The following is a 15,677-nucleotide window of genomic DNA, read 5'->3' as shown; positions in this document are numbered from 1 at the left end:
CGGCTCCCCTGTTGGAATCTGTGGAGCATTTTCCGATGCCGTCTGCCGTAAATGGATTGCGTAAATGGCGAATGAAGAGACGCTGCGGGACTACCTCAAGCTGGTAACGGCGGATCTGCATCAGACTCGCCTCCGTCTGCAGGAGGCCGAGGCGAAGAACCACGACCCCATCGCCATCGTGGGGATCGGCTGTCGTTATCCCGGAGGCATCGAGTCCCCCGAGGACCTGTGGCGCATCGTCAGCGAGGGCATCGACGCGGTCAGTGAATTCCCGGTCGACCGCGGGTGGAACGTCGAAACGATGTACCACCCGGACCCGGACCACCCCGGCACCAGTTATGTGCACGAGGGTGGATTCGTCGACGGGATCGCCGATTTCGACCCGTCCTTCTTCGGTATCAGCCCGCGTGAAGCGCTCGGCATGGACCCGCAGCAGCGCATGCTGCTGGAGACGTCCTGGGAGGCTTTCGAACGCGCCGGTATCGACCCGGTGTCGGTGCGCGGCAAGCAGATCGGCGTCTTCGTCGGTACCAGCAACCACGACTACCTGGGCGCGATCCTCAGTTCCAATGAGAACTTCGAGGGCTACTTCGGCACCGGCAACGCCGCGAGCATCGCCTCCGGCCGCCTGTCGTACACCTTCGGCTTCGAGGGCCCCGCCGTCACCGTCGACACCGCCTGCTCCTCCTCGCTGGTGGCGCTCCACCTCGCCGTCCAGGCGCTGCGCAACGGCGAATGCTCGCTCGCCCTCGCCGGCGGCGCGACCCTGATGTGCGCGCCCGGCGTCTTCGTCGACTACAGCAAGATGCGCGGACTGGCCTTCGACGGGCGCTCCAAGCCCTTCGCCCCGGAGGCCGACGGCTTCTGCCTGGGCGAGGGAGTCGGCATGCTGCTCGTCGAGCGGCTCTCGGACGCCCAGCGCAAGGGCCACCCGGTCCTCGCCGTGGTACGCGGCTCGGCCGTCAACCAGGACGGGGCGTCCAACGGTCTGACCGCGCCCAACGGCCCGTCGCAGCAGCGTGTCATCCTCCAGGCGCTGGCCAACGCCCGGCTCACGCCTGACCAGGTCGACGCCGTCGAGGCGCACGGCACCGGCACCGCCCTCGGCGACCCGATCGAGGCGCAGGCGCTGCTCGCCACCTACGGCCAGGACCGGCCCGAGGGCAAACCGCTGCTGATCGGGTCCATCAAGTCCAACATCGGCCACGCCCAGGCGGGCGCCGGTGTCGGCGGTGTCATCAAGATGGTCATGGCGATGCGGCACGGTGTGCTGCCCAAGACCCTCCACCTCACCGAGCCCACCCCGCACGTCGACTGGACGGCCGGGGACGTCGAACTGCTCACCGCCCCCCGCGAGTGGCCCCGGGACCCCGAGGGCGCGACGCCGCGCCGCGCGGGCGTCTCGTCGTTCGGCATGAGCGGCACCAATGTGCACACCATCCTGGAGGAGCCCCCCGCACCGGCCGCCCCCGCCGAGCCCTCCGAGCCGGACGGGCAGGCCGTACCGCCGCTCACGCCCGTGGTGCTGTCCGGCAAGGACCAGGACGCGCTGCGCGCCCAGGCCGCCCGGCTGCACGCCCACCTGGCCGCCCACCCCGGCCACCGCCTCACCGACATCGGCTACTCCCAGGCCGTCACCCGGGCCGCGCTCGACCGCCGCGCCGCGGTCGTCGCGGCCGACCACGACGAGCTGCTCGCGGGCCTCGCCGCGCTCGCCGAGGGCCGCTCCCACACCGGGCTGACCGAGGGGCAGGCCGCCGAGGGCAAGGTCGCGTTCCTCTTCACCGGCCAGGGCAGCCAGCGCCTGGGCATGGGCCGCGAGCTGTACGCGACCTACCCGGTGTTCGCCGAGGCGCTGGACGCGGTCTGCGCCCAGCTCGACCGCTTCCTCGACCGGCCGCTGAAGGACGTGGTGTTCGGCGACGACGCCGCGACGCTGGACCGGACCGGCTACACCCAGCCGGCCCTGTTCGCCGTCGAGGTCGCCCTCTTCCGCCTCGTCGAGTCCTGGGGCCTGCGTCCCGACTTCCTCTCCGGCCACTCCATCGGCGAACTGGCCGCCGCCCATGTCGCCGGGGTGCTGTCGCTCACCCACGCCTGTGCCCTGGTGGCGGCGCGCAGCCAGTTGATGCAGCAGCTCCCCGCCGGTGGCGCCATGATCGCGGTGCAGGCGTCCGAGGACGAGGTGACGCCGCTGCTGACCGAGCGCGTGAGCATCGCCGCCCTCAACGGCCCGACGTCGGTCGTCATCGCCGGCGACGAGGACGCGGCGCTTAAGATCGCGGCGGACTTCGAGGCGCGGGGCCGCAAGACCAAGCGGCTCACCGTCAGCCACGCCTTCCACTCCCCGCTCATGGACGGGATGCTGGAGAACTTCCGCCAGGTCGCCCGGCGGCTGACCTACGAGGCTCCGAAGATCCCGATCGTCTCCGGCCTCACCGGCACCCTGGTGGGCGCCGAGCAGATCACCGACCCCGAATTCTGGGTCCGGCACGTGCGCGAGACCGTCCGCTTCCTCGACGGCGTCCGCCGGCTCGAGGACTACGGCGTGACGACGTTCGTCGAACTGGGCCCCGGCGGGGTGCTCTCGGCCATGGCCCAGGACTGCGTGGCCGGCGCCAGGACGCGGACCTACGCGTTCCTGCCCGCCCTGCGCCCCGACCGTCCCGAGGCCCGCACCCTCAACCAGGTACTCGCGCAGGCCCATGTGCGCGGCGTCCCCGTCGACTGGCACGCCTACTACCTCGGCACCGGCGCCCGCCGCGTCGATCTGCCCACCTACGCCTTCCAGCGGCAGCGCTACTGGCCGTCCGACCCCTTCTCGTACGTCGACTCCGCCGAGGGCCCCGCCGTGTCCGACGTGGCCGACGCCCGGTTCTGGGAGGTCGTGCACAGCGAGGACCTGGCCGCCCTGGTCGAGACCCTCGGCCTCGACGGCGACCAGCCGCTCAGCGAGGTCCTGCCCGCCCTGTCCGCGTGGCGCCGGCAGAGCCAGAACCGGTCCACCGTCGACGGCTGGCGCTACCGCACCCTCTGGAAGCCGCTGCCGCAGACCCGGACCCGGCCGCTCACCGGCACCTGGCTCGTCGTCACCCCCGCGGGCCACACCGGCGACCCGTGGACGTCCGAGCCGGTACGGACCCTGACCGAACGCGGCGTACGCGTCCACGAGATCAGCGTGGACGGCACGACGGCCGACCGGGCGGACATCGCCGGGCAGCTCCGTGCGGCGCTGGCCCCGGCCGAGGAGGACCCGCGCCAGACCCCCCACGCCGACGGCGTCCTGTCGCTGCTCGGCCTGGACGAGCGGCCGCACGCCCAGCACCCCGCGCTCACCGCGGGACTCGCGGGCACCCTCGCCCTCGTCCAGGCGCTCGGCGACGCGGGCATCGACGCCCCGCTGTGGGCCGCCACCCGCGGTGCCGTCTCCGTCGGCCGCTCCGACCGGCTCACCAGCGCGGTCCAGGCCCAGATCTGGGGCCTGGGCCGTACCGTCGCCCATGAGCACCCCGAACGCTGGGGCGGTCTGGTCGACCTCCCGCAGACCGCCGACGCCCGCGCCCTCGGGCGGCTGGCCGACGTCCTCGCCGGACCCGGAGACGAAGACCAGCTCGCGGTGCGCGCGCAGGGCATCCACGTACGCCGCCTGATCCGCGCACCGCACCAGGAGACCCCCGACGGCGGGTGGTCCACCCACGGCACCGCTCTGATCACCGGCGGCACCGGTGCCCTCGGCGGGCATGTGGCGCGCTGGCTGGTACGCCACGGTGCCCAGCACATCGTCCTCACCAGCCGGCGCGGCCCCGACGCCCCCGGCGCCGGTGAGCTGCGCGACGAACTCATCGGCCTCGGTGCCGAGGTGACCATCGCCGCGTGCGACATCGCCGATCGGGACGCCCTGGCCGCCCTCCTCGCGTCCATACCGGCACAGCTTCCGCTGACCACGGTCGTCCACGCCGCCGGAGTGCTGGACGACGGCGTCCTCGACGCCCAGACACCCCAGCGGCTGGCCGACGTGCTGCGCCCCAAGGCCGAAGCGGCGCGCCATCTGCACGAGCTCACCCGCGGACTGGACCTGTCCGCCTTCGTGCTCTTCTCCTCCATGGCCGCCACCTTCGGCGCGCCGGGCCAAGCCAACTACGTGGCCGCCAACGCCTACCTCGACGCACTCGCCGAGGAACGCCGGGCCGAGGGCCTGCCCGCCACCTCGATGGCCTGGGGCGCCTGGGCCGAAGGCGGTATGGCCACCGACGAACTCGTCGCCGAACGGCTCCGCCACTCCGGGCTCCCCGCCCTCGCACCCGAACTGGCCACCGCCGCCCTGCGGACCGCCCTCGACCTCGACGAGACCTTCTCCCTCGTCGTCGACATCGCATGGGACCGCTTCGCGCCCGGCCTCACCGCCGTCCGCCCCCACCCGCTCATCGCCGACCTCCCCGAGGCCCGGCGCGCCCTCGAAGCGGCCTCGGCGGCCACCGGGGCGGGCGCCCCGGACGCACCGTCGTCCCTGCGGCAGCGCCTGGCCGCCGCCGCGACCGACGAGGAGCGCGAGCAACTGGCCCTGGACCTGGTCCGCACCCAGGTGGCCGTCGTCCTCGGCTACCCCGGACCGGACGCGGTGGAGCCCAGCCGCGCCTTCCGCGACCTCGGCTTCGACTCGCTGACCGCCGTCGAGATCCGCAACCTGCTCGCCACCCTCACCGGGCTCAAGCTGCCCGCCACCCTCATCTTCGACTATCCCACCCCGACCGCCCTCGCCGACCACCTCCAGGCCGAACTCATCGGCTCCCGGCCGACGGTGACCGGCGCGTCCTCACTGGGCATGGCCCTGGACGACGACCCGATCGCCATCGTCGGGATGAGCTGCCGCTTCCCCGGCGGCGTACGGTCGCCCGAGGAGCTGTGGCGGCTGCTGGTGTCCGGCCAGGACGCGGTGACCGGCTTCCCCACCGACCGCGGCTGGGACCTCGAGACGCTCTACGACCCGGAGGGCACGGGCGAGTACACCAGCTACGTCCGCGAAGGCGGATTCCTCGACAGTGCCGCCGAGTTCGACCCCGTCTTCTTCGGCATCTCGCCGCGTGAGGCCCTCGCCATGGACCCGCAGCAACGGCTGCTGCTGGAGACGTCCTGGGAGGCGTTCGAGCGGGCCGGGATCGACCCGACCACGCTGCGCGGCCAGCAGGTCGGCGTGTTCGCCGGCACCAACGGCCAGGACTACCTGTCCGTGATCCTCTCCGCCCCCGATGGCTCGGAAGGCTTCCTGGGGACGGGTAACGCGGCCAGTGTGCTGTCCGGCCGGGTGGCGTACGCGCTGGGTCTTGAGGGTCCGGCGGTGACGGTGGACACGGCGTGTTCGTCGTCGCTGGTGGCGTTGCACTGGGCGATGCAGGCGTTGCGGGCGGGTGAGTGCTCGTTGGCGCTGGCCGGTGGTGTGACGGTGATGTCGACGCCGGGTGCGTTCGTGGACTTCAGCCGGCAGCGCGGTCTTGCGGCGGACGGGCGGATCAAGGCGTTCGCGGCGGGTGCGGATGGCACGGGCTGGGGCGAGGGTGTGGGCATGCTGCTGGTGGAGCGGCTGTCGGACGCCCGGCGCAACGGCCATGAGGTGCTGGCGGTGGTGCGCGGGTCCGCGATCAACCAGGACGGTGCGTCCAATGGTCTGACCGCGCCGAACGGTCCGTCGCAGCAGCGGGTGATCCGGCAGGCGCTGGCGGGCGCGGGCCTGTCCCCGTCCGAGGTGGACGCGGTCGAGGCGCACGGTACGGGAACGACGCTGGGCGACCCGATCGAGGCCCAGGCGCTGCTGGCCACCTACGGCCAGGACCGGCCCGAGGGACAGCCGTTGTGGCTCGGTTCCATCAAGTCCAACTTCGGGCACACGCAGGCCGCGGCGGGTGTCGCGGGTGTGATGAAGATGGTGCTGGCGCTGCGTCACGGTGTGCTGCCGCGGACGCTGAACGTCGATGAGCCCACCCCGCACGTGGACTGGTCGTCGGGCGCGGTCGCGCTGCTGACCGAGGCGCGGGAGTGGCCGGAGACGGGCCGTCCGCGCCGGGCGGCGGTGTCCTCGTTCGGCATCAGCGGCACCAACGCCCACACCATCATCGAGCAGGCCCCGGCGAACGAGGACGAGACGACCGAGGGCACGGCGCCGGTCGCCGCGCCCCGGTCCGGCGTCCCCGCCCCCTGGGTGCTCTCCGCCAAGACCCCCGAGGGCCTGCGCGACCAGGCCGTACGGCTGCGCGCACACCTCGACGACCACCCCGGACTCGACATCGCCGACGTGGCGTTCACGCTCGCCACCCGCCGTACCGCGTTCGAGGAACGCGCGGCCCTCGTCGCCGAGGACCGGGACGGGCTGCTGTCCGGCCTGGACGCCCTCGCCGAGGGACGTACGGCGGCCGGGCTGGTCGAGGGTTCCGTGGCCGGTGGCAAGGTGGCGTTCCTGTTCACGGGGCAGGGGAGTCAGCGGCTGGGGATGGGGCGTGAGCTGTACGACGCCTTCCCGGTGTTCGCGGACGCGCTGGACGAGGTGTGCGCCCATCTGGACGCGCATCTGGAGCGGCCGCTGCGGGATGTGCTGTTCGGGGACGATGCCGAGGCGCTGGACCGGACGGGGTTCACTCAGCCCGCGTTGTTCGCGGTCGAGGTGGCGCTGTTCCGGCTGGTGGAGGCGTGGGGGCTGCGGCCCGACTTCCTCTCCGGTCATTCGATCGGTGAGCTGGCCGCCGCCCATGTGGCGGGTGTGCTCTCGCTCGCGGACGCGGCGACGTTGGTCGCGGCGCGTGGGCGGTTGATGCAGGAGCTTCCGGCCGGTGGCGCGATGGTCGCGGTGCAGGCATCGGAGGACGAGGTGGCGCCGCTGCTGACCGAGCGCGTCTCGATCGCCGCGTTGAACGGGCCCAGCTCCGTGGTCATCGCGGGTGATGAGGACGCGGCTCTGGAGATCGCCGCGTCGTTCGAGGCGCAGGGCCGTAAGACCAAGCGGCTCACCGTCAGCCACGCGTTCCACTCGCCGCGCATGGACGGGATGCTGGACGCGTTCCGCGAGGTGGCCGAGGGGCTGACCTACGAGGCTCCGCGTATCCCCATCGTGTCCAACCTGACGGGCGAGCTGGTCTCCGCCGAGGAGATCACCAGCCCCGGCTTCTGGGTGCGCCACGTCCGCGAGGCCGTGCGCTTCCTGGACGGCGTCCGCGCCCTCGAAGCGCGGAACGTCACCACGTTCATCGAGCTGGGCCCGGACGGTGTGCTCACCGCCATGGCCCAGGAGTGCGTCACCGACGCCGAAGCCACCGGCTTCGCCACCGTCCTGCGCAAGGACCGCCCCGAGGCCGAGGCGCTGGCCACCGCCCTCGCGCGGGCGCATGTCCGGGGTGTGGCGGTGGACTGGGCGGCCTACTACGCCGGTACGGGTGCCGCACCGGTCGAGCTGGCCGCGTTTCCGACGTATCCCTTCCAGCGGCAGCGCTACTGGCCGAAGGTCTCGTCGCTGTTCCTCGGCGACGTGGCCGCGGTCGGGCTGGGCGAGGCCGAGCACCCGCTGCTCGGGGCCAGCGCCGAACTGCCGGACGCGGACGGGATGCTGTTCACCGGGCGGCTGGCGCTCTCGACCCATCCGTGGCTCGCGGGCCACACCATCCTGGACACGGTGCTGCTGCCCGGCACCGCGTTCGTGGAGCTGGCGATCCGCGCCGGTGACCAGGTCGGCTGTGACTACCTCGAAGAGCTGACCCTCGAAGCGCCGCTGGTGCTGCCCGCGCAGGGCGGTGTTCAGCTGCGGCTCTCGGTGGGCGCGGCCGACGGGACGGGCCGCCGTCCGCTGTCGCTGCACTCCCGGCTGGAGGGCCTGCCCGCCGAGGAGCCGTGGACCCGGCATGCCGCCGGTGTCCTGGCGTCCGGTGGCCGTCCGGAGGCGTCGTTCGAGCTGAGCGCGTGGCCTCCGGCGGACGCGACCGAGGTGGCGCTGGACGGCCGCTACGAGGGCCTGCTGGACATCGGCTTCGCCTACGGCCCCGCGTTCCAGGGGCTGCGCAGGGCGTGGCAGCGCGGTGGCGAGGTGTTCGCCGAGGTGGCGCTGGACGAGGACACGGCCGAGGAGGCCGCCGCGTTCGGGCTGCACCCGGCGCTGCTGGACGCCGCCCTGCACGCCATCGGCATGGCCGGACTGGGCAACACGGGCGGCGAGGGGCGGCTGCCGTTCGCCTGGACCGGGGTGTCGCTGTACGCGAGCGGCGCCTCGGCGCTGCGCGTGCACCTGGCCCCCGCGGGCGCCGAAGGCGTCCGGCTGGAGATCGCCGACACCACCGGGGCGCCGGTCGCGGCCGTCGAGACGCTCGGGCTGCGCCCGGTCTCGGCCGATCAGCTGCGGAGCGCGCGCACCGCGTACCACGAGTCGCTGTTCCGCCTGGAGTGGGCGACACCGGCCGGGCTCGCCGACGCGGCCGGGGCGGATGGTCCGGCCGACGGCCGGTGGGCGGTGCTGGGCGCCGATCCGCTGGGGCTCGGGGCCACGGCGTACGGGGATCTCGCGACGCTGGCCGAGGCGGTCGCCGAGGGCACGGCACCCACACCCGAGTACATCGTCGTGTCGCCGTCCGCCGAGGTCGGTGAGCACACGGCCCGTGCGGCGCACCGCGCCGCCGCCGCGGCGCTCGGCGTCGTCCAGCGGTGGCTGGAGGAGGAGCGGTTCGGGGACGCCCCGCTGGTCGTGGTGACCCGTGGCGCGGTGTCCGTCGAGGCCGGGGAGCCGGTGGCGGACCTGGCCGGTGCGGCCGTCTGGGGCCTGCTGCGCTCGGCGCAGACGGAGAACCCGGGCCGTTTCGTGCTGGTGGACATCGACGGCCGGGACGAGTCGCTGCGGGCGCTGCCCGCCGCCCTGGCGTCGGACGAGCCGCAGCTGGCGATCCGCGCGGGCGCGGTGTCCGTCCCGCGGCTGGCGCGGGTGGCCGTGGAGCCGGAGCGGGACGACGTCCGGGGCCTCGACCCCGAGGGCACGGTGCTGGTGACCGGTGCGTCCGGTTCGCTGGGCGGTCTGGTGGCCCGGCATCTGGTGGCCGAGCGCGGGGTGCGGCATCTGCTGCTGGTGAGCCGCCGTGGCGACCAGGCGCCGGGGGCGGCCGAACTCGGCGCCGAGCTGGCCGAGTCGGGCGCGGAGGTGCGCTGGGCGGCGTGTGATGTGGCGGACCGGGAGGCGCTGGCCGCGACCCTCGCCACCGTCCCGGCCGAGCATCCGCTGACGGCCGTGGTGCACACCGCCGGTGTGCTGGACGACGGGGTGATCGGTTCGCTCACCCCCGAGCGCGTCGACCACGTGATGCGTCCGAAGGTGGACGCGGCGTGGCATCTGCACGAGCTGACCCGCGACCTGGACCTGACCGCGTTCGTGCTCTTCTCGTCCTCCTCCGGGGTCTTCGGCGGTCCGGGGCAGGGCAACTACGCGGCCGCCAACGCCTTCCTGGACGCCCTCGCCCGCCACCGCGCCGCCCAGGGCCTGCCGGCCACCGCGCTGGCGTGGGGCCTGTGGGCCGGGGCCGGTATGGGCAGCACCCTGGACGAGGCCGACATCACGCGGCTGCGGCGGGCCGGAGTGCCCCCGCTGCCGGTGGCGGAGGGCCTGGCGCTGCTCGACACCGCGCTGACCGTCGACGAGGCGTCGCTGGTGCCGATGCGGGTGGACCTCGCGGCGCTGCGTACCCAGGCCGCAAGTGGCGCGGTCTCGCCCCTGTTCCGCGGTCTGGTGCGCATCCCGGCGCGGCGCGCGGTGGACGCGACTCCGGCGGGCGGCGAGACCGGGCTGGCCGGGCGGCTGGCCGGGCTGTCCGAGTCCGAGCAGGAGCGGTTGCTGCTGGATCTGGTGCGGGGCCAGGTGGCGGCCGTGCTGGGGTACGCGGGTGCGGAGACCATCGGTTCGGGGCGGGCGTTCAAGGAGCTGGGCTTCGACTCGCTGACCGCCGTGGAGCTGCGCAACCAGCTCAACACGGTCACCGGGCTGCGGCTGCCCGCGACGCTGATCTTCGACTACCCGGACCCGCAGGTCCTGGCCCGCCATCTGCGCACCGAACTCGTCGGCGCGCAGTCCCCGGCGGTGCACACACCGGTGCCGGTCGCGGCCGCCACCGACGACGAGCCGATCGCCATCGTGGCGATGAGCTGCCGCTACCCCGGCGGGGTCACCACCCCCGAGGAGCTGTGGCAGCTGCTCGCCGCGGGCGAGGACGGCATCTCCCGCTTCCCGGACAACCGGGGCTGGGACCTCGAGGCGCTCTACGACCCGGACCCGGAGACCCAGGGCACCTCCTACGCCCGCGAGGGCGGTTTCCTGCACGACGCGGCCGACTTCGACCCGGCGTTCTTCGGCATCTCGCCGCGCGAGGCCCTCGCCATGGACCCGCAGCAGCGGCTGCTGCTGGAGACCGCCTGGGAGGCGTTCGAGCGCGCCGGGATCGACCCGCTGTCGGCGCGCGGCAGCAAGACCGGTGTGTTCGCGGGCGTCATGTACCACGACTACGGGTCCCGGCTGCACGCGGTGCCCCAGGAGGTCGAGGGCTACCTCGGCACCGGCAGCTCCAGCAGTGTGGTCTCCGGCCGGGTGGCGTACACCTTCGGCCTGGAGGGCCCGGCCGTCACGGTCGACACGGCCTGCTCGTCGTCGCTGGTCGCGCTGCACCTCGCGGCCCAGGCGCTGCGCAACGGAGAGTGCTCGCTGGCGCTGGCCGGCGGTGTCACCGTGATGTTCACCCCGGGCACGTTCATCGACTTCAGCCGCCAGCGCGGACTGGCCAGGGACGGCCGCTGCAAGTCCTTCGCGGCCGCCGCCGACGGCACCGGCTGGGGCGAGGGCGCGGGCATGCTGCTGCTGGAGCGGCTGTCGGACGCCCGGCGCAACGGCCACGAGGTGCTGGCCATCGTGCGCGGCTCGGCCGTCAACCAGGACGGCGCGTCCAACGGTCTGACCGCCCCCAACGGCCCGTCCCAGCAGCGCGTCATCCGCCAGGCCCTCGCCAACGCCCGCCTGACCACCGGCGAGGTGGACGTGGTGGAGGCGCACGGTACGGGCACGACGCTGGGCGACCCGATCGAGGCGCAGGCGCTGCTGGCCACCTACGGCCAGGGCCGGGACGCGGAGCGGCCGCTGTGGCTGGGCTCCGTCAAGTCCAACCTGGGCCACACCCAGGCCGCCTCCGGTGTCGCCGGTGTCATCAAGATGGTGCTGGCGATGCGCCACGGGCTGCTGCCGCAGACCCTGCACGTGGACGAGCCGTCGCCGCACGTGGACTGGTCCGCCGGTGCGGTCTCGCTGCTGACCGAGGCGCGCCAGTGGCCGGAGACCGGCCGTCCGCGCCGGGCCGCGGTGTCCTCGTTCGGCATCAGCGGCACCAACGCCCACGCCATCATCGAGCAGCCGCCCGCGCTCGGCACGAGCGAGCCCACGGCGGAGCCCGAGGCCCTGCCGTACGTACCCGTGCTGCTGTCGGCGCGCACCGAGGACGGGGTGCGGGCCCAGGCGCGGCGGCTGCGGTCGCGGATCGCCGCCGAACCCCGGCCCACCCTCACCGACCTGGGCTTCTCGCTCGCGACGACCCGCGCGGCGCTGGAACACCGCGTCGCCGTGGTGGCCGGTGGCCATGACGAGGCGCTGGCCGCGCTGGACGCCCTGGCGCGCGGTGAGCACCCGGCGCAGGTGGTGCGCGGCGTGGCCACCGAGGGCAAGGTGGCGTTCCTGTTCACCGGACAGGGCAGCCAGCGGCTCGGCATGGGCCGGGAGCTGTACCAGACGTTCCCGCGCTTCGCGGAGGCGCTGGACGAGGTGTGCGACGAGCTGGACCGGCACCTCGAACAGCCGCTGAAGACCGTGCTGTTCGGCACCGACGCCCAGCTCCTGGACCGCACCGGATACACCCAGCCCGCGCTGTTCGCCGTCGAGGTGGCGCTGTTCCGGCTGGTCGAGACGTGGGGCCTGAAGGCCGACTTCCTCTCCGGCCACTCCATCGGCGAACTGGCCGCCGCGCATGTGGCCGGTGTGCTCTCGCTCGCCGACGCGTGCACCCTGGTCGCGGCGCGCGGCCGGCTGATGCAGGAGCTGCCGGCCGGTGGCGCGATGATCGCCCTCCAGGCGTCGGAGGACGAGGTGGCGCCGCTGCTGAATGAGCGCGTGAGCATCGCCGCCCTCAACGGCCCGAACTCCGTGGTCGTCGCGGGCGACGAGGACGCCGCTGCCGCGCTCGCCACGTCGTTCGAGGAGCGGGGCCGCAAGACCAAGCGGCTCACGGTCAGCCACGCCTTCCACTCCCCGCACATGGACCCGATGCTCGCGGACTTCCGCAAGCTCGCCGAGGGCCTGACCTTCAACGCCCCGAAGATCCCGCTGGTGTCCTGCCTGACCGGCACCGTGGTCTCGGCCGACGAGATCCGCATGCCGGACTTCTGGGTGCGCCACGTCCGCGAGACCGTGCGCTTCGCCGACGGTGTCCGCACCCTGCGCGACCAGGGCGTGACCACGTATCTGGAGCTCGGCCCGGACGGAGTGCTCTGCGCGATGGGCGAGGACTGCCTCGCCGCGTCGGAGGCGGCGCGGGACGCCGACGCCGACGCGGTGTTCGTCCCCACCCTGCGCGGCGGCCGTCCCGAGGCCCAGGCGCTGGCCACCGCCCTCGCCCAGGCCCACGTCCGCGGCGCGGCCCCGGACTGGGCGGCGGTCTACGCCGGGCGCGGCGCCCGCCGGGTGGAGCTGCCCACCTACGCCTTCCAGCGCCAGCGCTACTGGCTCGACGTGGGCATCTCCGTCGAGGACGTGGTCCTGGCGGGCCTCGGCACGGCGGACCACCCGCTGCTGGGCGCGGCGGTGGAACTGCCCGACACCGGTGGCTTCGTGTTCACCGGGCGGCTGTCGCTGCCGACCCACCCCTGGCTGGCCGACCACGCCGTCATGGACACCGTCCTGCTGCCCGGCACGGCCTTCGTCGAACTCGCGCTGCGCGCCGGCCACGAGGCGGGCTGCGACACCATCGAGGAGCTGACCCTCCAGGCGCCGCTGGTCCTGCCCGAACAGGGCGCCGTCCAGCTGCGGCTGGAACTCGCGGCGGCCGACGAGACCGGGCGGCGTCCGCTGACCCTGCACTCCCGCCGGGAGGACGCCCCCGCCGACGAGCCGTGGATCCGCCACGCCACCGGCTTCCTCGCCCCGGGCGGGCAGCACACCGAGCCCGCGCCGACGGACCTGGACGTATGGCCCCCGGCCGACGCGACGCCGCTCGCGACCGAGGAGTTCTACCCGGGCGCGGCCGCCGCCGGACTCGGCTACGGCCCCGTCTTCCAGGGGCTGCACGCCGCCTGGCGGCGCGGCGACGAACTGTTCGCCGAAATCCGGCTGCCCCAGGGCTTCGAGCCCGAGGCCGCCGCGTACGGGGTGCATCCGGCGCTGCTGGACGCCGCCCTGCACACCCTCGGCCTCGCCCCGGAGGGCGAGGGGAGCGAAGGGGCGCGGCTGCCGTTCGCCTGGACCGGCGTCCGGCTGTACGCCGGGGGCGCCGCGTCGCTGCGGGTCCGGCTGCGGTCCGCCGCCGACGGGGTGTCGCTGCACCTCGCGGACGGCACCGGCGCCGCCGTCGCCACCATCGACCAACTGGTGCTGCGGCCGCTGTCGGCCGAGCAGCTCGACGCCTCGCGCACCGCGCACCACGAGTCGCTGTTCCGTCCCGACTGGATGGAGCTGCCCGCCCCGGCCGCCTCCGCCACCGACATCCCGCTCGGCGAGCGCTGGGTGACCCTCGGCGCCGGCACCGGCTTCACCGTCGCGGGCGAGCGGCTGGAGGACCACCCGGACCTCGCGGCACTCGCCGCTGCCCTCGACGGCGACGCGCCCGCTCCCGACGTGGTCGTGGCGCCCCTCACCGCCACCGGCGGCGCGGCCCCGCTGCCCGACACCGCCAGGGCCGCCGCCCGGCACGCCCTGGACCTGGTCCAGAACTGGCTGAACGACCAGCGGCTCGCCGACACCCGCCTCGTCCTCGTCACCCGGGGCGCGGTCGCGGCGGGCCCCGGCGAGGACATCGCCGACCTGGCCCACACCACCGTCTGGGGCCTGGTGAAGTCCGCGCAGTCGGAGAACCCCGGCCGTTTCGTGCTGGTCGACACCGACGGCACCGACGCCTCCCAGCGGGCCCTGCCGGCGGTGCTCGCCACCGACGAACCGCAGCTCGCCCTGCGCTCCGGCGTCGGCCACGCCTACCGGCTCGGCCGGGTCCCGGCCCGGCCGGACACCCCCGAGCCGGACGGGTTCGGCGACCCGGACGGCACCGTGCTGCTGAGCGGCGCCACCGGCGCCCTGGGCGGCCTGTTCGCCCGCCACCTCGTGGCGCGGCGCGGCGTACGCCACCTGCTGCTGCTCAGCCGGCGCGGCGGCGACGCGCCCGGCGCCGCCGAACTCGCCGCGGAACTGGGCGAGATGGGCGCCGAGGTCACCTGGGCGGCCTGTGACACCGCCGACCGGGACGCCCTGGCCGCGACCCTCCAGGCGATCCCCGCCGCGCATCCGCTGACCGCCGTGGTGCACACCGCGGGCGTCCTGGACGACGGAGTGATCAGCTCGCTGACCGGTGAGCGGATCGACACGGTGCTGCGCCCGAAGGTGGACGCGGCATGGCATCTGCACGAGCTGACCCGCGACCTGGACCTGGCCGCGTTCGTGCTCTTCTCCTCGGCCGCCGGTGCCTTCGGCAGCTCGGGGCAGGGAAACTACGCCGCGGCCAACACCTTCCTGGACGCGCTCGCCGCACACCGCCACGCGGCGGGCCTGCCCGCCACCTCGCTCGCCTGGGGCCTGTGGGCGACCGCCGACGGCATGGCCGGCAGCCTCGACACCTCCGATGTCACCCGCATCTCGCGCGGCGGCTTCGCGGCACTCCCGCAGGACGAGGGGCTGGCGCTGTTCGACCTGGCCGACACCCTGTCCGAGGCGGTGCTCGTACCGATCCGCGTCGACATGGGCGCGCTGCGCGGCCAGGCCGCCGCCGGACTGCTGCCGCCGCTGCTGCGCGGCCTGGTCCGCACCCCGGTACGCCGCTCCGCCGACACCGGGGCCACCGGTGCCGCCGCCGGAGCCGTGGCCGACTCCGCCGCGGGCTCGCTCGCCACCCGGCTCTCCGGGCTCTCGGAGACCGAACGCGACCGGGAACTGCTGGAGGTCGTCCGCGCCCATGTGGCCGCCGTCCTCGGCTACGCCACCCCGGACGACGTGGACGCCGGACGCGGCTTCCTGGACCTCGGCTTCGACTCGCTCACCGCCGTGGATCTGCGCAACCGACTGGGCGCCGCCGCCGGGCTGCGCCTGCCGGTCACGCTGATCTTCGACTACCCGACGCCCACCGCGCTCGCCGGGTACCTGCGCGAGGAGCTGAACCTGGACGGCGCGGCCGGCGCGGATGGCGCGGCCGGACACCCGCCCGTGCACGCGGAGCTCGACAAGCTCGAGGCGATCCTCGCCGCGATCGCCCCGGACGACCTCGAACGCCCCGCCATCACCACCCGCCTGCGCGACCTTTTGTCGAAGTGGAATGAAACGCACAGTGCTACGGACAGCACCGCACAAGACCGTGAAATCCAGTCCGCTACGGCAGACGAGATCTTCGATCTCCTCGATGACGAGCTCGGGCTCTCCTGACCTGCTCCACAAG

Annotated in this window: 1 protein-coding gene; it reads left to right on the top strand. The window is 74.2% G+C overall.

The window, feature by feature from the left end; genetic code table 11:
• Nucleotides 1-64 precede the first annotated feature (64 nt).
• Nucleotides 65-15,664, top strand: coding sequence for a type I polyketide synthase (locus PS467_RS15480; protein WP_311035768.1), 15,600 nt, complete (start codon nt 65-67; stop codon nt 15,662-15,664).
• The last annotated feature ends 13 nt before the right edge of the window (nt 15,665-15,677 follow it).

This window comes from Streptomyces luomodiensis (assembly GCF_031679605.1).
In the GTDB taxonomy this organism is placed as follows: Bacteria; Actinomycetota; Actinomycetes; order Streptomycetales; family Streptomycetaceae; genus Streptomyces; species Streptomyces luomodiensis.
The sequence above is the reverse complement of the archived record's forward strand: the minus strand, read 5'-3'. Positions and strand labels throughout refer to the sequence as shown.

Coding starts and splice junctions, on each gene's coding strand:
- PS467_RS15480 (WP_311035768.1), top strand. CDS start 65: ATGGCGAATGAAGAGACGCTGCGGGACTACCTCAAGCTGGTAACGGCG.